Here is a 19350-nt window from a genome sequence, read left to right on the forward strand (position 1 = left end):
AAATCAGGGTTTAAGAGTAAACCTCCGTCCAAGCGTCAGGAAGACCGAGTTAGAGGTCGCCTTAAATCCGTTCTGGTCATCCATTTCGTATTGATAACCGATGTTCATCGCCCAGTCCTTTGTGATCGCGCGGGTATAAGAGGCATCGAAAGTACCGCGCTGACGCGGGTTGGACGGGCCCGGGCCTTCGCTTTCCTGATCGATGAAATTGACGCTGAAAGACAGACCGGATACCGGGTTGATAAAGTAATCATAGGCTAGAAAAGCCACGGTTTCGCGGGTTTCGTTGCTTTGTGTACTGGTACCGACCCGGCGCTGGATTTTTGCAGAGATTTGAGAGCTGGCCAGTTGATAGCTATAGTCGATCTGGCCAATTGGTGTGACTTCGTCAAAGGGCCCTCTGGTAAATCCGGCATTGAAGCTGAACAACCCGCCAGCCCATTGAAAGCTTCGACCAAAGGTGGCGTTGGATCTTGTACCATTCACGCCGAATGTCTGGTCGAGAAAAATATTGGCCGTGCCGTTCGACAGATTTTTGTTCCAGGAAAAGTCCCAGACAAAATTTTCCGTAACGTTATTGGTATTGGTCGTGCGTAGAGTGTTATCGACCTGGGTGTAGCCAATATTCGCACTGACAGTGGTAACTGGGGATACGTCATATGTTGCACCAGTTGACACTGTCGTCGTCTTCCGGTCGGTGCCTACAGCATCGTCTGCATTGAAGTCTATGTAACTAACGCGCACGTTTCCCTGTAGAATCGGAGAGATTCTAAGTATTGCGGTTGCTGCATAGTCATCCGACCTATTGTCGAACAGGTTCGGGTTAATTGTGTTCGTATAGCTGCGTTCGCGGTGGCTGTAGTTAAACCGGAAACCCAAAGGATCATTCAAACCAGTTTGCCAGTCCAGGTTTCCACGCGTATTGACCTGATCGCCCACGGTGCCGATGACATCAGAGGCATCGATGACGCCATCCAGATTTATATCGGTCAGTGACCGGTTGAAGGCCAAATCTCTCTCACGGTATTCGGCAAGCAATCGAAACTGGCTGTTAGCGTTGTCTCGTTGATATGTCAGCTGAGTGAACGGGTCCGAAAAGCTGGATTCTGTTCCAATGATTGGTTCGTTGGCGATCCGATACAGCCCCGACAGGTCGAAGGTCAGAGTAGATCCCGGTGTCTGGTTGACGAGGCCCAAGGCCAGTGTGTTCTCCCACCAAGTGGTCGATCCGAGGGAAGGGTCCGTTAGCCGGAGATTGTCATCATGCCGGAGTGATGACAGATAATCCAACGTTATGTTCAGCCCGGTTCCGGTGCCGCCGGTTTGCCGGGCGGCGGGCGGCAGGCCAACCCTGCGCGCAGGGTTTCGTTGAGCCTGTTGAGAGATGAGTTGTAAGCTGGGGGCGCGTTGTGTGGCCGTCGATGGCGCAGCCGTTTGCTGTACAGTTGTTTGTTGCGTCAGGTTCTGCTGTCCAACCGCAGGCGTCAGCGAAAAGAATAAAGCTACCCCGCCCCCCAGCGTGGTGGATAGTTTATTTTTGGATTTTCCCACCTGTATAAGCCCCTATTCGAACAAACGGCGTGCGGGCACCACAACAACGTCTCCGGTCTTAAGAACTGTATTGCCTTTGATGCCACTGCCCGAGCCATCGTAGTTATATTTATATTTGTTTACCGCGCCTGCTTTACTGTCAGCCCGGCGCAATTCGATGCGCTTGCGAGCCGCGAAATTGGTCAGGCCACCAGCCTGGGCCAAAACCTGAAGAATAGTTGTTCCCTCGGTTGCAAGATATTTTCCGGGTGCGTTGACTTCACCCATGATAAAGACATCAATTGTCGGTCCGGTTGGAGTGAGAGATCCGGGAAACGCAGGAGGTGCGACCCTTGCAATCGATGTAAATACGGTCGGCGGTGCATTGAAATTTGGTGCCAGCGCCGATGCCAGGGATGAACTTAATCCATTCGTTGATAGTCCTCCTGCCCGAATTGATCCGGCAAGGGGAAAGGTGATGGAGCCGTCTGGCAAAACCAGAACGGTTCGGTTCAGGGAGGGGTCTTCCAATACCTCAATCTGAAGAGCATCACCCGGCTGGATCTGATAGGATTGCGCCCAAGCCCCGCTTGCCACGACCATAGTCATGACAAACGCAATCAATGAAGCGATTACTGTCCGCATGTTCAAATCTCTCATATTTTTCCCCTTTATGCCAACTCATTGGTAACGAAACAATCTGCAGCGTTTCATACGGATGCGAGATGCGGCAGATTTGCAGCGGATTCCGCTTTGGAAACACTATTGCCCCAGCTTGTCCGCGGAACTGACCTGTTCGATCTCTTCTTCCAGCGAAGGTGAAATGTTCAGGGGAACTCCCGTCGCCCGTGCTGCACGATACGCGCGCAGGGCGTCCTCTCGACGGTCGACAGCGGCATAGGCTTTGCCCAGATGATATAGAACTGTGGGGTGATCGGGGAATGCGCGCGCTGCGAGTTCAAGATAGCTGACGGCCTCGTCATAATTGCCCATTCTGTAAGAAACCCAGCCATAGGTTTCCTGAAAGACAGGCACGCGGGTGCCGCGGAGTCGCCTTGCCAAAACGCTGGCGCGTTGCAGGCTTTCGTCATCGCTGCGGTGGGTTGTCAACAGGCTGGCCAGGTTGTTGGCCACAACCAAGGATCGGTTGCTGAGCGGGTAAAGTTTTTCATAGACCGAGATCGCCTGATCCAGCTCTCCGGAGCGTTCGTGATCTGCCGCCTGCAGCATGAGAAGCTCGGGGTTCTCGGGCAATCTGGTCAGGGCATCTGTCAGAATGCTTTTGGCCAGTTCAACCTCGTTGCGTTCAACGATCAGTGCGTGCAGTGATAACCAGGCCCGCGTTGTATCCGGATAGTCCTCGAGGATCGCGCGATAGAGCTGCTCAGCCTCGTCGCGTTTGCCTTCGCCCGTCAAAGCGTGGGCCTTGACCAATCGCACCGGCAGAGAATCCGGATCTTCTGCGAGCAGTTCGTCAAGGCGAGCAAAGGCGGCAGTGGCATGCCCCTGTGCCAGCAACGAGCGAATAAGTGCGATATCGGCTGGCAGGCCAAATTCGGGATCATCTGTTAACTCGTTCAGGAAGGCAGTCAGTTCCTCCGTGCGCGCCTGGGCTGCAAGCATGTGGGCCTTGAGTTCATTTGCGAGGCGCCGTGCCTCGGGGGTGTTCAGGTCCTTGACAGAGCGCAGGACAACCTCCAGCCGCGCCCAGTCTTTCATACCCAGATAAACTTCACCCAAAAGGAACAGAAGATCGGGTTCTTCGGGTGTCTGCTGTAGAGATGCGATCAGGATGCGTTCGGCAATTTCCGGGTCATTTTCTTCTATTAAGAACTGAGCGTAGCGCAGTGTTTCCTCCGGCGCATTTCGCGATACTTCCGTCGCCAGGGCCAGCATTTCCCCCATCAGCTCCCTGTCCCCATTGCGTTCATGAGCCTGCGCCATAAGGGTCATCAATTGCGGGTCGCGGGGATCTTGGCGAAGTGCTTCGCGCAATTGAACAATGGCATCACCGATATTGTCTTCTTCAATCAACCATGATGCCTTGAACTTGAGCGCCTCAACTTGGGTGGGATCTTCTGAAAGCACGTTTTCAATCAAGGTTCTTGCTGCGCCGGGGTCGTCAGTTTGGAATAGCATTCTTGCAAATTCCACCTCGTTTTCCCTTGTCTGAATGGTGCGTTGCGCGCCTTCAAGCAATGCGTGCATCTCGGCAATTGCGGTCTGTTTGTCGCCAGAACGGAATTTCAATGCGGCGCGTATCGTTTTGAAGCGTGCGGTATTGGGTCCGTTATGCGTGATGATCGTATCCAATTCGGTAATCGCGGCCGATATACTGCGATTTTCGTTCAAAAACGCGACCAGACGCTGGGCTGGCATGTAATCTGTGTCTTTTGGGTCCACCTCTGAGCGCAGCATCTGCTCTGCGGCATCCAGATTGCCCTGGTCGATAAAATGCTGGACGAGTAACTGTTCGACGCCTTCATCGTCAGGGAACACAAATGCCATTTGTCTGAGCAGCGTTTCGATTTCAGTGGGCTTGTCCAGTTCCCGCAGCGCGCGGAGGCGAATCCCGTAAAGGTTTTCCTCCTTTGGATTGATATCAAGTGCCGCACTGGTCTCGTTCAAGACGCCGGTCCAGTCCTTGTCGCGGACCAGATGGTCAATCACGATCTGCCGCGCAGTCATCAGATCGGGGTGTTTCTCGATCATCTTGAGGGCGGTGTGGACAGTGAAATCCACGCCTGCGGCATCGCCATTTCTGACCGCGTCGGTATAAGTCAGCGTGTTGTTGATGGATTTGATTTCGATATCGTTCGGGGCCAGTGCTGCGGCAGCGCCGCCGTAACGTCTGACATCATCCCAGTTGCCAATTTCCAGTGCCATCTCGGCAAGGCTGCGCTGTCCTTCGAGGTTGTCCGGATATTGCTCTACCAGTCTCAGATACTGGCTGTAGGCACCACGGATATTGCCCCGCTCGCGCTCCAGCCGGGCGAAGGTCAGTCGCGCCTCTTTGTGCTGACCGTTGAGTTTGAAGACATTCCTGAATTCGACCAATGCGCGCTCGACGTCACCAGCTTCCAGATGAGCCAGACCGGCCTGGAAATGCGCCTCCGCGCGTTCTTCGGCCGAGTCGCACGCGCTCAATAACAGGGCTGCGGCCAAGAAGGCGCTGGCCAGTAATTTGTTGATAGAGGTCCCGGCTCTGCTCAATGCTGCACTCCCGCAAAAGTTACGAAATCGCACGCAGCCGACAGTTTTACCCGGCCACGCGTTCCGGGTTTAACACCCGGTGCCGCGCAGGACGACGGAGATAGTCCGGATCAGGATTGACACATCTGTGCCGAACGACATGCTTTTCCAGTAATTTGTGTCGTGATGAGCGCGTTCGGCAAATGAAGACTGGTTGCGCTTGGACACCTGCCAAAACCCGGAAATGCCAGGGCGCATCGCGTTGTAGAATTTGCCGGGATAAAGATCCTGCTGGTTCACCATCATCGGGCGAGGTCCGACCAGAGACATTTCACCCACAAAAACGTTCCAGAATTGCGGCAATTCATCCATTGAGGATTTGCGCAGGAATGTGCCGAATTTAATGATGCGTGGATCGTTGCGAAGCTTCTGGTTGCGGTTCCACTCTTCCCGGGCTTCGGGGTCGGCTGCTAGATGTTCTTTCAGCACGGCCTCAGCGTCATGCACCATAGTGCGCAGTTTGAGCAGCTTGAAAACCTTGCCGTCTTTTCCAACCCGCTCCTGCCGGTAAAACGGTGTTACGCCCTGACTGGCCAGAAATACGGCCAGAAGCACAACCATCGGAACGACGAACGGCGCTGCAAGCAGTGTAAACGCAATATCAAAGATGCGTTTTCCCACACCTCTGTAGAACCCCGGATACTGAACTGAGGTTGGCATAACAGAGATGCTAGAGTAGCCCGCGCCAGCGTTGGCCACTTCTTTTGAATGACTTGTCACTATTTAAACCCCCAACACACACAAATACTCACGAACCACTTGCCAAACTCAGGAACAGAACACGCTCGACCTCAACTACATATACTTAAAATCTTATGTTTTTATGCCACTTCGACCCTGCGCTTGCACATTCGCGAGGCCACTTTCCCGTAACCAAGTGTTAACAAATTCAGCTTGGCTTGCAAAACATTAATACTGGCAAGGACACCTCAGAACGACTTAGTACGAGTGTTTTCCAACAGGATCGTGGAACTTTGCTCAACGGATCTGTTGAAAGTTCAAGAGTTTCTGTTTCCTCTTTGGCTACAATGGATTAAATTATGTGCTTTTGGAGCCAGCTTTGACCTCCCAGAGGCCTTTTTGACTCGTGTTCAAGCCAGATTGCCAAGGCGCCATCGACGGACCTTTTCCAAAGGCGTAGATGGAAACAATTGTGAGAAATATTTCTGATTGAAGGGGGTCGCAGGTCAATTCACCGCGTGTGCAGTTTAGTGGTGCCTGCTATCTTGATTTTGTGGCAAAGTAGTACCCAAGTACTTTTTGTTTATGTGACGTGTTCTTTATGTAAGGGATTTCTGGTGGTTCAGAGTTTAAGTTTGGATAATCTCCAGGGGGCCGGTACGAGGTTTGACAAGGCGGAAGGCAGCCGAGGTGCAATGGCGTCCAGTGACGGGTTTTATCTAGACTATTTCGGGCTCGATCGGCGGCCCTTCACACTGCTTCCGGACCCCGGATTCATGTACTGGTCACCGCTGCACAAGCGTGGGTATTCGGTGCTGCAGTTCGGCATCATGAGCTGCGCACCCATTACAGTGCTGACAGGCGAGATCGGGGCCGGGAAAACAACCCTGGTGCAGCATCTTCTGAGTGAAATGGAAGAGTCGATCACCGTTGGGCTGATCTCGAATGCGCAGGGTGGTCGCGGAGAGCTGTTGCAATGGGTTCTGCATGCGTTGGGTCTGCCAATTAACAACGACGCCCCCTATGTTCAACTGTTCCGGGATTTGCAGGATTTTCTGGTTGCGGAATATGCCGAAGGGCGGCGGGTGGTCCTGATCTTTGACGAAGCGCAGAACCTGACAGTCGAAGGTCTGGAAGAAATCCGTATGCTGACCAATATCAACTCGAACACGGACGAACTGATCCAGCTTGTTCTGGTTGGCCAACCTGAATTGCGCGACATGGTTCTGGATCCCAAGATGCGCCAGCTGACGCAGCGCGTGGCCGCAAGTTTTCATCTGGAACGGATGGATGAGTCGTCCGTCGAAGCCTATATCAGGCATCGAATGAAAACGGCCGGTGGGTCCGGCGGCGAGTTTACAGAAGACGCCTGCAAGCTGATTTTTCAACAGACCCGCGGTGTGCCACGTCTGGTCAATCAGTTCTGCGACTTTGCCCTGCTTTATGCCTGGACAAATGAAGCGGACAAGGTCGACGAAACTATCATCAATCAGGTGATCGATGATGGCGTGTTCTTTGGCGGAAACTCGCTTGAGAAGGAGCTGGCGGTCTAAGATGGGTCCTGTACGCTACTATTCCTCCATTTTCCTGCGGCGGTTTCCGTATTTCCTCATTGTGGCGACGATTGTCTCAGCGATTTCGGTCACTGTGGCAATGACCTTGCCACCAACCTATTCCTCCACAATACGTCTGATTGTTGAATCCCCGCAGATTCCGGGAAATTTGGCGGCCAGTACGGTTACGACATCTCCGTTTGAACAGCTCCAGATTGTTGAACAACGTTTGCTTACGCGACCGGTTCTTCTTGATATTTCACGCAAATATAAGGTGTTGCCGAACCAGGATGAGGCTACTCCGGATGAGATCCTTCATGAGCTGCGCTCAAATACCCGGGTTCGAATTTCTTCCGGTCGCAATCAGGCAAACCTGATGTCGATTACGTTCGACGGCAGAAGCGGGCCAATCGTAGCCGGCGTGCTGAACGAGTATCTAACGGAAATTCAAAAGCTTGATGTCGAGTATCGTAAAGAACGAGCATCTGACACACTTGCGTTCTTTGAGCAGGAAGTCGAGCGCCTTGGTGCTGAGCTCGACAGGGCCGACGCGAGGGTTCTCGAGTTTCAGAGTGAGAACGCTGGCGCCCTGCCGGCCAGCCTGCAGTTTCGCATGGCGCGGCAAGGAACATTGCAAGCCAGTCTTCAGCAAACCGATCAGCAGATTTTTACCCTGCAGAAGCAGCGAGAGAAACTGCTGGAAATCTACAGCACGACAGGTCAGATCACGACTGTTGGACAGCAGCCGCAGACACAGGCCCAGCAACAGCTAACCCAATTGCGTAACCAGCTTGATAACCAGCTGGGGATTTATTCCGAAAGCAGCCCGCAGATTAAGATTTTACGCGCCCGGATCAACCGTTTGGAGGAAGTTGTCGCAGCTGAACAGAGTACAAGCGCAGCTACGACAGCCACACAAACGGGAAACTCGTCACTTGATCTGCAACTAGCTCAGTTGGATTCGCAAATCGCCGCACTTGAAGATCAGCGAACTGTCACTGAGGAAAGCCTTGAAAAGGTAACCCAGTCAATTGAACTGACTCCTGCAAATTCGATTACGCTGGCAGAATTGCAGCGCGACCAAAGTAATATCCAGGCGCAATATAATACAGCCGTTTCCCGTTTGGCCTCGGCTTCAACTGGTGAGCGGATCGAAGTTACGTCTCAGGGGCAGCGTATTTCGGTAATTGAACATCCTTCTGTCCCCAGCACACCGACCAAGCCCAACCGTCTGGTAATTGCAGGCGGGGGAATAGGGACTGGTATCGCCTTGGGTTTGGCTTTGATCTTTTTGCTTGAGGTGTTGAACCGGGCCCCGCGTCGACCTGAGGATCTGATCAAGAAGCTGGACGTGTGGCCCATCGCGACCATCCCATATGTACGATCTCGGGGTGAAGTGATGAAGCAGCGCCTTATCTGGGTTGTAGCCATTCTGGTGATTATGGTTGGTGTGCCTGCAGGCGTTTGGGCTGTGCATACCTATTATCTGCCACTGGATCTGTTCGCTGAAAAAGTGATCGACAAGCTTGGGGTGTTCTAGTGATTTCTGTTCTGATTGAATCAAGGAGGGTGTAATGGACCGTCTTCAGCAGGCGATTCAGAAGGCCCGCAGGGCACGAGACAGCCGTCAACAGCCTCAACCACTGCAGCCAGTAACTGAAGAACAGCTGCATGTTCCCCAGGAAAGCGCGGATGAGGACATCTGGCTGACTGTACCCGAGATCGTGATTGACCCAGGGCTCATCTCCCGCAAGCGTCTGATGTCTTTTAACGGTGGGGCTGATGCAACGCCTTATGACATGTTGCGGACCAAGATGTTGCAGCAGACCTTGTCCAAAGGCTGGCGGAGAGTGGCGCTTACCTCTCCCTATAGCGGGTGCGGTAAAAGTACGGCAGCTGCAAATCTGGCATTCAGCCTGAGCAGACAGGAGGACTTGCGCACGATCGTGATCGATTTCGACATGCGGCGCAGGGGATTGGCAGAGATACTGAAGCAAACCGGAAATTACAGTATGGCTGATGTCATCCAGGGGAAAGTGCCGTTTCACGAACACGCACTGCGCCACGGTAACAACGTGATTTTCGGGTTGAACTTCTCTTCAACACGCAACCCTGCAGAAATTCTGCAAAGCCGGCGGACAATCGAATTTCTGGAGCAGCTCGAAGCGGAATACAAACCCGATGTCATTCTGTTTGACACGCCGCCACTGATGGCCAGCGACGACAGCCATGGTTTTCTTAAGAATGTCGACTGCGCTTTGCTTTTGGCAGCAGCGGAAGAAACAAGCATTGATCATATCGACATCGCCGAGCGGCAATTGGCAGAACTCACGAATGTCATGGGAATTGTTTTGAACAAATGCCGGTATATCAGTGGGGCCTTCGGGAATGAGTACGGCACGTACTGAAGAAGCTCCGGTCGATGCGGTAATCATACCTCATTATAACGACCTTCCAAGGCTGGAACGATGCCTGCACGCACTCAGGAAAAATGACCTGGGTGGAACCGAAGTCGTTGTTGTAGACAACAACTCTCCGATTTCGTTGGATGGCATCCGGCGGGCCTTCCCCGAGGTGCGCTTTCTGGTGGAGCCGCAAAAGGGAGCAGCCCATGCGCGCAATCGTGGCGTAGCGGAAACGACGGCGCCACGTTTGTTTTTTATCGATGCGGATTGTGTTCCTGCGCCGGATTGGCTGACGGTCGGACGCCAGATCGCAGATTTGGCAGATTTGATCGGAGGCCGGGTTGACGTGTTTGATGAAACCCCGTCACCCCGCAGCGGTGCCGAGGCATTTGAGGCTGTATTTGCCTTTAATTTCCGCCGGTACATCGAAGTTCAGGGATGTTCCGGGGCAGGTAACCTGCTGACTCGACGGGATGTATTCGACAAGATCGGTGGGTTCATCAATGGCGTATCCGAGGATCGGGAATGGACCATGCGCGCCGTTGCCCAGGGCTATAGTCTGATTTACCGGGACGAGTTTTGCGTCAGCCATCCATCCCGGCAGGACTGGCCGGCCCTGAAGGCCAAATGGCGACGGACGACGCAAGAGGGATATCAGTTGAACGGAACAAATGCTGCATCGCGTTTGCGGTGGGCTATTCGTGCATTGGCCATGCCAGCAAGCGCAGTCGTACACACCCCGAAAGTTGTATCCAGTAACAAATTGGCCTCAACCGGTGAGGTCTTGCGCGCAATCACCACCTTATTCCGGCTCAGATGTCAGAGGATGGTCTGGATGCTGCGCCAGGCATCGGGCGGTAATATCTGATCAAGCCAATTGAAAAGGGACCGCAAAGCGGCCCCTGGTCATGTAGGTCAGATTTGTGTGTTTTGCTCAGGCAGCCTTGCGGCGACGGGTCAGGGCCAGACCGCCAAGTGCAGTCAGAAGCAGAAGACCACCGGCCGGCAGCGGAACTGCAGCCACATCAAAGTCAAAGGACACGTTTGGTGCAGAAGAAGCCCAGCTAAACACGAGGTTCTGGCTCAGGGTGTTTGGGGACAGGCTGCTGAAGATTGTGCTCAGTGTCGTTGTCACACCGCCCAAGACAGATGTCGAGGCCAATACATTGGAGGGGTTGTTTGCATCGACCCAGCTTACGGTCAGGCCCAGCGGGAAAGCGTTGGTCAGCAGACGAATGCCGATGGTTGCTTGCGCAGATGCGGACAGAGGATCAACCGGCGAAGTGAAATTGACAGAGTAGACACCCGGCCCGCCCGCAGCTGTGTCAACCGCGCCAAAAAACAGGTTATCGGATGTGATGTCATAACTGCCGCCGGCAGATACCTGTGTCAGAGCGCTGGCCGAACTGCTCATAAAGACAGCGGCTACAAGCCCCACAAGCATCATTTTCAAATTTCTAAACATTAAAGGACCCACCTTTTATTTCCACCTAACAGAGTCCATGCATACCCCTAGCACGGCACCTACTGTTAAGATTGATAAATCATTTCTGTTTGATTGCTAAGGTCTTTTTGAGAAATTATGTTTTTTTTGCGGCATCTAGGCGCCCATGAGGGCATAATGTAGCCTTATAGATTAGTTTGTTTCTCTTTTGTGAACATGGGTGGTGTAATTGTTAAGAGAATCAGGGGCTCACGGAACGTCAGGCGCCAAGAGCTTCACTTCCGCTCCAGCCCAAGCACTGCGCGTGCGTTCTGAACAACCTGCATCCTTTTTCCAAATCGTTCTTCACCTGCGTTGCTGAAGTGGTCACCATCCGACCAGAAAAGAACATCACAGGATAAGAAGTCTTCTGGGAAAGACAGTTTGAGCAAGTTGTGTTGTGACATGAATTCCACCGGCGATGCTGAAAGAGTTTCGGCGATCGTAGCTTCGAGTTTCAAAAAGACCTCTTCCGTTCCGGGGCGAAGCATATAAGGGTAATCACATCCCGCCTTCCGGATAAAGGTCGGTTGAACATGTGGCTCGATCCGGGGGGATAGCCAGACTGTCGGAATATGGGATGCGATGCGTTCCAGATATTCTTTTACGGCCTGAACATAACCCATGTGGGGCTCGAAACGGGGTACGGGTTCATTTGGCGACAACCTTTCGAACATACGTCTTCCGCCTAAATCAAACCCGGCCCCGTGCAACAGATAAAACCCCGCCTGTTCATAGACTGCGAATTCAAAAACATCTGGGCGATCTTCAATGAACTGAGCAAGTTCCATGTAAGCACAACCAGGCAAAAGCGTATGTGGACGACACCCGCCTGAGACAACGCCGACTATGAAGGGCTCGTTGGCCTGTGATGTGGTTATAACCGCACCGTAAAGGTCAATCGCGTGGCTGTCGCCTAGAACGAGAACACCGGGACCATACTTCTGCGCACAGTCGGTGGCACGCTGACGAGCGGTCTCATCAAGCGTGCGGATGTCGAAGACGCAGTCGCCATTATCAAAGCGCGACAGCGCATTGGCGAGTTGTTCATTATACGCATGCTCTGTCAGGGTAAGCATACGTTTTTCTGCTTCAGACATGCGCGCCAGATAGGCGTTGCGCCAGCCTTTCGTCATCTGTCCCCAGCCGCCGAATGCCACAAACAACAATGAGACCGTGACCGCCAGGATAAAAACCGGCCGCCGGGCAATGGAATGCGGCCCCGAAGTGCGGCGGAACGGCGTTTCAACATAGCGCCAGCTTAGATACGCGATCACGAATGTCAGAATGATCAGGCAGATGAGAACGGTTGGCGATGGGGCCCATGGCGTCCAGAGACGGGCGAAGGCAAAGAGCGGTTGATGCCAAAGATAGGCGCTGTAGCTGATAAGCCCGAGACCGACGAAGACGGGCTTGGCCAACAGTTTTCCCGTTGCTGTTGTCGGTCCGGCAAACAGGATCACAAAGACTGTGCCACCTACCGGGAGCAGAGCATAGACCGATGGGAATGGCGTTGTCTCATCAAAGGCAAAAATGGAGACTCCGATCATTACGACGCCCAATGCGGCCAGCAAATCATGGGAGGTGGTGCCACGTCGCAGGATCATGGCGCAGAACGATCCGGCCAACAGCTCCCACGCACGCGTCGGCGCAAGAAAGAATGTGGCGCTTGGTGCATTTCGTGCACCCCATTCGCACAGCACAAGGCTGAGCAGGGCCAAAAGCACCAAGATGGGAACAAGCAGTTTTCTTCTATAGGTCCATAACAGCAGCAAAAGCAGCGGGAATACGATATAAAACTGCTCTTCTACCGCGAGACTCCAAGTGTGAAGAAGCGGTTTCTCTTCCGAGTCGAGATCAAAATAACCGCTCTCGACCCAGAACAATACGTTCGAAGCAAAAAGGCCGACGGCCGCGACGCTTTGCGCAAAATTCTTTGCTTCCGTCGGTGTCATCAGGAAAATCGCCACCGGTATGCAGGCGGCGACCATAACTGCCAGAGCGGGAAGAATGCGTCGGGCACGGCGCTCATAGAATTTCAGAAGAGAGAACGTACCAGCTTCGAGTTCCTTAAGAAGGATTGAGGTAATCAGATAACCCGAAATTACGAAAAAGACGTCGACGCCGACAAAACCGCCTTTGAAGAGTGAAAAGCCAGCGTGAAAAAACACAACTGGCACTACCGCGATCGCACGTAATCCATCTACTTCGGGTCTATATTTCATTTTCGAAAACTGGGAACTGATTACTGTCGAAGTGGGGTCCGGAGAAATATAAAAACGGTAGATGAACGTGGCGTGGCTGAGGTCGTCATGCTCTGTTCATGTTCATGGTGCGCGCGCTGTTAGAGGCTGGTGAGCGGACCTGCTGACACGTACAGCAAAAGGTCTGGCCGCTGTCCTGCCTGCATCACCGCACCAATCGTCTTGCAAAAATAAAATTTGCGCCTGAGATCAGGCCCGATTGCACTGCATTCCGGACGGGAAACAATTCCAGCCAAAACGAGACACTGTCTGCGATAAAGCTAATGCATGGCGTCTGCAGACGCCCCCTGCCTGGAAAAAGATATGAAACCCGAAGCTTGTCATATTTCTCCTTCGACGCACCGGAAGTTTCGTGTAGCGTCGAGTTGTTATTGTACTGAGTACAGGCGCTTATTTTCGATCGGATTTTTTGCAGTTTACCCGTTTGTTTGAAGTGCCTGCCTGTAAGCAGGGAGATAATGCGAATTGATGTTGTGCCTGAGACGGCAGAAATTGCGGGAACTGCTGATGAATTCGTCCGGGGGTGTAACCAGCGCCATGAAATTGGGCGCTTTGGTTGGGATATGCATCCGGGAAGTGGCTGAAGGTAACAACTGCCTGTTTCAGCCTGCTGCGATGGCGATGAAGGAGCTGTAGGACGGTGATGGCCGCGCAAACTGCATCGGGAAGATCACCCCGAAGGTTCAGAGGGGCTCTGCTGTTTGCAGCGACGGTGGTCATTTGCCTGGCGGTTTTGGTTATCAATCGCGGCCCTCTCTATTACTTTGATACTGGGAGCTATTTTCGTCAGGGCAATATAGCGCTCTCACTTATCCTGCCTGCGCCAAAACCGGCCGGTGCTCAAAATGGGGCAAGTGGTAACCAGGCAGAACAAAACGGTGAAGAGGATGAGGTAACCGGCGGATCACGCTCGATGGCTTATGCGCTGCTGGTTGCGACTTTCTGGCGGGGTGATGCGCTGGGGGCCGTTGCAGGGGTTCATCTGGCCGCATTGTTGTTCGCAGTCTGGCTGACGATGCGCCTGTTGCAGCGCAGCGCACAAACCGGGCGTAGCACGCTGCAACTGGTGACCATTCCCTTATTAGCGGGGGCAGTGACCTCACTGCCCTTCTATATCGCCTATGTTATGCCGGATATTTTCACATCGGTGATGCTGATCCTGATTGCGGCGGTTGTTGCCGCAGGTCGTTACATGAACTTGATAGAATGGCTGGGCGCGCTGGCCTTGGCAGCGTTCGCGGTGGTCCTGCACCCCTCGCATCTGGGGATTGCCGTACTGATGGTGCCCTTTGTCGTGCTGGCTGCCTTGCTGCGTCTTGGATACGGGCGATGGCTTGCGGCAGGGTTTGTCATATGCCTTGTTGCGCTGGCCATTGCCGAGCGCAAAGCATTTGAATTCGCAACAGAAACCGTTGCGCGGAAAGAGGTAATCTATACACCCTATATCACGGCACGTCTGATCGTTGACGGCCCCGGCCTGGACTATCTGGATGATGTCTGTCCGCGCACCGATCTGGCAACCTGCGCCCTGCACGAGGCTTTGTCCTGGTCCGATGACCCTTACCGATTGACCGCTACTCATATCATTTTCGAACAATCCGAAAAGCTGGGGTCTTTCCGGCTGATGCCGATTGAGGATCAGCGGGCCGTAGCAAGCGAACAGCGGGCCTTTTTCCTGCAGGTTTTGGTCGCCCGGCCGTTCGGGACGATATACGCACTTGGCAAAAATGCGTTCACCCAGCTGGGAATGAACAGCATCGAGATGACCATCCCGAACGAGGCTGTCATCCGAAACGCAAAATCGCTTTCTGGGCTGCCCGAGGCACAGCTGGCGGTTCTCGACAAAATTGTCCTGACGCGCGATCAGCCTTGGCTGGGTCCGGTCAATTCCATCCACGCGACAATCTATCTGATCTCGGCGATCATTGTGATCAGGTTGTTGCTATGGTCTGGACGAGTTGCCCCACCGCTGAAACTGTTCGCCGTGTTCATTCTGATCGGGATCGCGGTCAACGCGCTGGTCTGTGGCGGGGTCTCGCAACCTGCAGACCGATATGGCGCGCGCGTGATGTGGCTACTGCCTTTCACGGCTGCCTTTCTTTTTCTTGTTCAGCGTTCGTCAGTGTCGCAAGGCACGGCCGGAGATACCTCGTGACTTCAGATCAAACCCTTTCCATCAGCGTCGTCATGCCCGCCTACAAGGCCGAGCACCTGCTGCCCCGTGTCCTGACACCCCTGATTGAAATGCTGAACACCGGCCAGGTGCAGCAGGTTCTGGTCGTCGATGACCAGTCCCCGGACGGGACTGCGGCCCTTGCCCGTGAAATGGGGGCCACGGTTCTGACCACGCCGGTCAATGGCGGGCCGGGGGCTGCGCGCAACCTGGCCGCCGAACACGCCACCGGTGACATCCTGTGGTTCGTCGATTCCGACGTCATCGCATGGCCCGATGGCCCGGAGCATATCCGCCGTGCCATGTCCGAGGATAATGTCGGCGCCGTGTTCGGATCCTATGACGACGCGCCGGATGGGCAATCGTGGTTCTCGCGTTACAAGAACCTTCTGCACCGCTATCACCATCAGCGCGCCCGGCGCGAGGCGTGCACCTTCTGGGCTGGGTGCGGCGCAATCCGGCGCGACGTGTTTCTTGAGGTTGGCGGGTTCGACGTGAAAACCTATGAGGTCCCCTCGATCGAGGATATCGAACTGGGCTATCGGATCGCGGGGACCGGTCGCCGTATCCTTGTCGAGCCACAGCTGCAGGGTAAACACCTGAAAGTCTGGACCATACGCAACAGCCTGAGCACGGATATTTTCTGTCGCGCCCTGCCCTGGGCCCGGCTGATGATCTCGCGCGAGGGGCTGACGGATGACCTGAACACCTCGATGGCCGAGCGGGCACGGGCTGCAATTGCGGGGCTGTTGCTGCTGTCGCTTCTGGTCCTGCCATTCTGGCCGGGGGCATGGCCCCTGCCCCTATTGCTGCTTGCAGCCGCCTTTGTCGCCAATTTCGATCTGGTGCGCGCCATGTCCGGGCATGGCGGACCGTGGTTCGCATTCAAATGCCTGCTGTATCATCAGGTCTATTATGTCTACTCGGCCACCATCTATGTCTGGTGCCTGTTCGAATACCACGTGCTGGGGCAGAAACAGAAACTCCATGTCACGCGGAACTGATTGTTCGCGCGACATGGGTGTGTGCCAGAGGCAGGTTCAGAACTGCTTCGCGGGGAGTTGTTCGAACGGTAATTTCTCAACCTGATCGAAGCGCGGGTTGCTTTCATGCACATAGAACGTGTCGTAAAGCGAATTGCGCACGAAATGATAGCCATTGGCGAACAGCAACTCGTTGAGCTCCGGCGTCGGGCGTTCGATTGTCATGGCCAGGAAACGGTATTTGTCGAATGGGAAATTGCGCAGAATCCGCGTTTCCGACCCTTCGACATCCAGACTGAAGTAATCGATATCCTTGGGCGCGTCATAGCGATCGAACACCTCATCCAGAGGTACGGCCTCAACCGTTACAACCTTGCCCTTTTCCCGGAACCGGGCCAGTTTCGAAGCGCGTCGCTCGGTCATATTGTCGGCCTCATCCACCAGCAGGCTGCTGCGCTGACCGTCAATCATGAACTCCAGCTTTCCCGGTTCGGGATCAACCGCCAGCGGAACCGGGGTGGCCGTGCGGTGATGCCAGTTTGTAATCCGATGGTAATTGACCGGGTTGGGTTCAATCAAAAGTCCGGTCCAGCCATAGTGTTTTTCCAGAGCGAACGTGTTTGAGTCTGAGAATCCATCGGCGGCACCAAGCTCGACAAAAAAACCATTGCGCTTGCCATTATAGACTTCGTTGATCACCCACATGTCCTGGCCCCTGTCAGACACACGTTTGGGCAGGTAGCCGAGATTGTTCATGGCGAACCGGCGGCTGACATTCCGGGCGCTGACCACGCCGATATAGGCGAAATAGGCAGGCTTCTGGAGGACCGGGTATGATTCAACCAGTTTTGCAAGATTTTGCTTCATAGAGTTCTCCATTTAACTGCCCGTTTTTCTTCGGGACAAATCTTATATTTCTCAATCGGTGGCTATCTTAGACCCGCTACTTTCGCGATGTCCCAAACCGGGTAGGGTGTCTCACGCGTGCCCTGTCCGAAGATGGTATCAAGTGGTACGCGATAGGCACGTGCAATACTGACCGGAACATCGGTGTTCCCGAGGTCATTTTCGTAAACCGTCTGATCGCGCGCCACCAAAACCCAACCCTCCAAAGCTTCGCCAATTACAGTTTCTCCATCCACCAGAGCTGCTGTTGCCGCGCGTATGAAATAATCTGCGGTCGTAGTGTCAGATGCAGGCATTCTGGCATGAACATAGACCGACAACTGGCCAGCCATATAGCGCTTTTCCAACTCGGCCTGTGTCCAGATGGGCGGGAATGCCCCGGCAATCAGTGCCGGAACAACACGTATCTCGTTCAGGTCAGGGAACGGGCTCTCATCAGTTTCGATAGAGATACGATAGCCAAGATCCCGGGTCTGGGTAAACGGGCGCAGAGTTTCCGGCCAGCTGATCCAGGCGCTGACCGCAAGCCCTGTCAGAGCACAGGCCAGTGCAGAGACCGGAGCAACCTGAACCGGCCGCAAACGCCAGAAGACAATCAGTGGTATGACTGCGGCGGGTGCAAAATGATGGGGCAGGATCCGATAGGCCTGAACATAGAAAAACAGAACATAGGCAATGACCGTCAGCGTCAGTGTTCTGGACAGCTTATCCTGCCAGGGCCAGGCCAGCAGTGCCAGGCCGGGCAGAATCCCGCAAGGTAGCAGCCAGAACAGGAACCGCCCGGTGTCGAAGATCGTCACGAAGCGCAGGCGGCGCAGAATACTGTCAGCCCCAAACTCATCGGACACGTCCATCAGCCCCCACCATGTCAGCATCATCTCAAACAGTGATGCCAGAACCAGGACCCCAAGGGCGACCATCCCTCCGACAATCACCTGCCGGAACGGTAGTGGTCGGGTCAGAAGGAAGTGGGAAATCAGAAAAAACCCGATAAGAAGGGTGCCATTCGGTGCGGTCAGCAAAGCCAGTGTTGACACAAACGCCATCCCGACGAACCTGCGTTCGCTGAAGAACAGGATATAGCCCAGCACCCCCAGCAGGATCATCGGCTCGCGCGCCATGGGCAGCGCAATGTCGGCAAAATACGGATTGTAGGATGGATTGAATGCCATCACGAACGAAAACAGCAGCAGGGCTGCCCCAAGCCCGAAAACGGTTCGTGAGTCAGTATGTCCTTCGGGATCGCGTACAAAGGACAAAATCACCCCAAAAAGGATCGAAACCCCTGGCAAATATGCAAGACGGATAGAGACTTCATAGGGTCCGAAAAACCGCATGAACCCGCTTTGCAGGAAGGTTTCCGTCATCATTTTCGGGGTCGGATATCCCCCGACCCCCCCTGCATCCGGTGGCCAGAACGGCAGGCCACGGGTCATGAACAACATCGCGTTCAGAAAGCTGTGCGCCCCGTCGTCATTCAGCGACTCCCAGTAGAATTTCGGAGCCAGCAGGAGCAGAACAGCCAGCGGCAAGGCAATCATGCCGGCTATATCCCAACCCCTGCCCCGCAAGATATTAGGGTTGGGTCGGGCTGCGATCAGGCCGATGCCGGGCAGGCAAAGCAAAACAAGCAACAGAATGAAGGCCGTCCCGGCCATGGGAACACCGCTGACGGCCTGTACCACAGCAGCGAGCGCAGGCACACCGAACAAGGACAATGTAAACCCCTTGAGCAGCCAGTGCTCAAACCGGTCCCCCTGCGCAGCAATTCCCAAAGCCAGCAGCAACCCCGGTGCCACAAAAAGCGCCGAAGCAGACAGCGCGACCAGAGGAACCCAGACATAGGAAAACAGAACGCCGCTGGCTGCGAAATAGGGCGGTACCTCATCCAGCCGCACCGCATCAGCAGCAAGTGTTGCTGCGACGCCCTGACCGGCCAGTACAATGCCAGCCAACACAATGAGTGAAATAAAAAGGCGCAATACCATCACGTCTTATACAATCTCATCAAATACAGCAGTCGACGATTACCCAATGAAAGGCATACTGGATGTCAGCTGAAAGCATATGTCTTCAATCAACCAATCTACTGATAACATGTAACTCTCATCTGGTTGCGT

The 19350-nt window shown here is 54.1% G+C and carries 15 protein-coding genes; 7 read left to right on the top strand and 8 right to left on the bottom strand.

All coding sequences use genetic code 11. The features are described 5' to 3' along the window. Nucleotides 1-3: 3 nt before the first annotated feature. From I9182_RS18880 to I9182_RS18895, 4 genes are all read right to left on the bottom strand, one after another. A complete protein-coding gene (locus tag I9182_RS18880; RefSeq protein WP_209599271.1) occupies nt 4-1551 on the bottom strand; it encodes a hypothetical protein in 1548 nt (515 codons plus the stop codon). Between the two features lie 12 nt (nt 1552-1563). Then, a complete protein-coding gene (locus I9182_RS18885) occupies nt 1564-2190 on the bottom strand; it encodes a polysaccharide biosynthesis/export family protein (protein ID WP_209599272.1) in 627 nt (208 codons plus the stop codon). Nucleotides 2191-2292: 102 nt separating this feature from the next. After that, nucleotides 2293-4743, bottom strand: a complete 2451-nt coding sequence (locus I9182_RS18890; protein WP_209599273.1) for a tetratricopeptide repeat protein — start codon at nt 4741-4743, stop codon at nt 2293-2295. 69 nt (nt 4744-4812) lie between these two features. Then, a complete protein-coding gene (locus I9182_RS18895; protein WP_209599274.1) occupies nt 4813-5442 on the bottom strand; it encodes a sugar transferase in 630 nt (209 codons plus the stop codon). 716 nt (nt 5443-6158) lie between these two features. Between I9182_RS18895 and I9182_RS18900 the strand changes: the two genes are divergently transcribed. The 4 genes from I9182_RS18900 to I9182_RS18915 are packed head-to-tail and all read left to right on the top strand — an operon-like array spanning nt 6159 to nt 10289. Continuing rightward, nucleotides 6159-7016, top strand: a complete 858-nt coding sequence (locus I9182_RS18900) for an AAA family ATPase (protein ID WP_209599275.1) — start codon at nt 6159-6161, stop codon at nt 7014-7016. A 1-nt stretch (nt 7017) separates the two neighbouring features. Continuing rightward, nucleotides 7018-8556 (top strand): lipopolysaccharide biosynthesis, encoded by a 1539-nt coding sequence (locus I9182_RS18905; protein WP_209599276.1) that lies wholly within the window; start codon nt 7018-7020, stop codon nt 8554-8556. A 34-nt stretch (nt 8557-8590) separates the two neighbouring features. Continuing rightward, nucleotides 8591-9424 carry a CpsD/CapB family tyrosine-protein kinase gene (locus I9182_RS18910; RefSeq protein WP_209507440.1) on the top strand — a complete coding sequence of 278 codons (834 nt, stop codon included), beginning with the start codon at nt 8591-8593 and terminating at the stop codon, nt 9422-9424. Continuing rightward, nucleotides 9405-10289, top strand: a complete 885-nt coding sequence (locus I9182_RS18915; RefSeq protein WP_209507441.1) for a glycosyltransferase family A protein — start codon at nt 9405-9407, stop codon at nt 10287-10289. The genes I9182_RS18910 and I9182_RS18915 overlap by 20 nt, the downstream gene beginning before the upstream one ends. Before the next feature lie 66 nt (nt 10290-10355). Here I9182_RS18915 and I9182_RS20505 read toward each other — a convergent pair whose 3' ends face one another. Beyond that, a complete protein-coding gene (locus I9182_RS20505) occupies nt 10356-10868 on the bottom strand; it encodes a VPLPA-CTERM sorting domain-containing protein (protein WP_245222741.1) in 513 nt (170 codons plus the stop codon). Between the two features lie 272 nt (nt 10869-11140). Then, nucleotides 11141-13129, bottom strand: coding sequence for an acyltransferase family protein (locus tag I9182_RS18925; RefSeq protein WP_209599277.1), 1989 nt, complete (start codon nt 13127-13129; stop codon nt 11141-11143). A 546-nt stretch (nt 13130-13675) separates the two neighbouring features. On the opposite strand from I9182_RS18925, the gene I9182_RS20570 reads away from it, so the two are divergent. From I9182_RS20570 to I9182_RS18935, 3 genes are all read left to right on the top strand, one after another. Further along, nucleotides 13676-13804, top strand: coding sequence for a hypothetical protein (locus I9182_RS20570; RefSeq protein ID WP_280922689.1), 129 nt, complete (start codon nt 13676-13678; stop codon nt 13802-13804). A 277-nt stretch (nt 13805-14081) separates the two neighbouring features. Then, nucleotides 14082-15323 (top strand): hypothetical protein, encoded by a 1242-nt coding sequence (locus I9182_RS18930; protein ID WP_209599278.1) that lies wholly within the window; start codon nt 14082-14084, stop codon nt 15321-15323. Beyond that, nucleotides 15320-16345, top strand: coding sequence for a glycosyltransferase (locus tag I9182_RS18935; RefSeq protein ID WP_209599279.1), 1026 nt, complete (start codon nt 15320-15322; stop codon nt 16343-16345). Before I9182_RS18930 ends, I9182_RS18935 begins: the two co-directional genes overlap by 4 nt. A gap of 36 nt (nt 16346-16381) precedes the next feature. Here the strand turns inward: I9182_RS18935 and I9182_RS18940 are convergent, their stop codons facing one another. Together I9182_RS18940 and I9182_RS18945 are read right to left on the bottom strand one after the other, a co-directional pair. After that, on the bottom strand, nt 16382-17191 hold the full coding sequence (locus I9182_RS18940; RefSeq protein ID WP_209599280.1) for an FkbM family methyltransferase: 810 nt from the start codon (nt 17189-17191) through the stop codon (nt 16382-16384). A 62-nt stretch (nt 17192-17253) separates the two neighbouring features. Next, a complete protein-coding gene (locus I9182_RS18945; protein ID WP_209507446.1) occupies nt 17254-19218 on the bottom strand; it encodes a hypothetical protein in 1965 nt (654 codons plus the stop codon). Between the last annotated feature and the right edge of the window lie 132 nt (nt 19219-19350).

Origin of the sequence: Ruegeria sp. HKCCSP351 (genome assembly GCF_017872535.1) — a bacterium.
Taxonomy (GTDB): Bacteria; Pseudomonadota; Alphaproteobacteria; order Rhodobacterales; family Rhodobacteraceae; genus Ruegeria.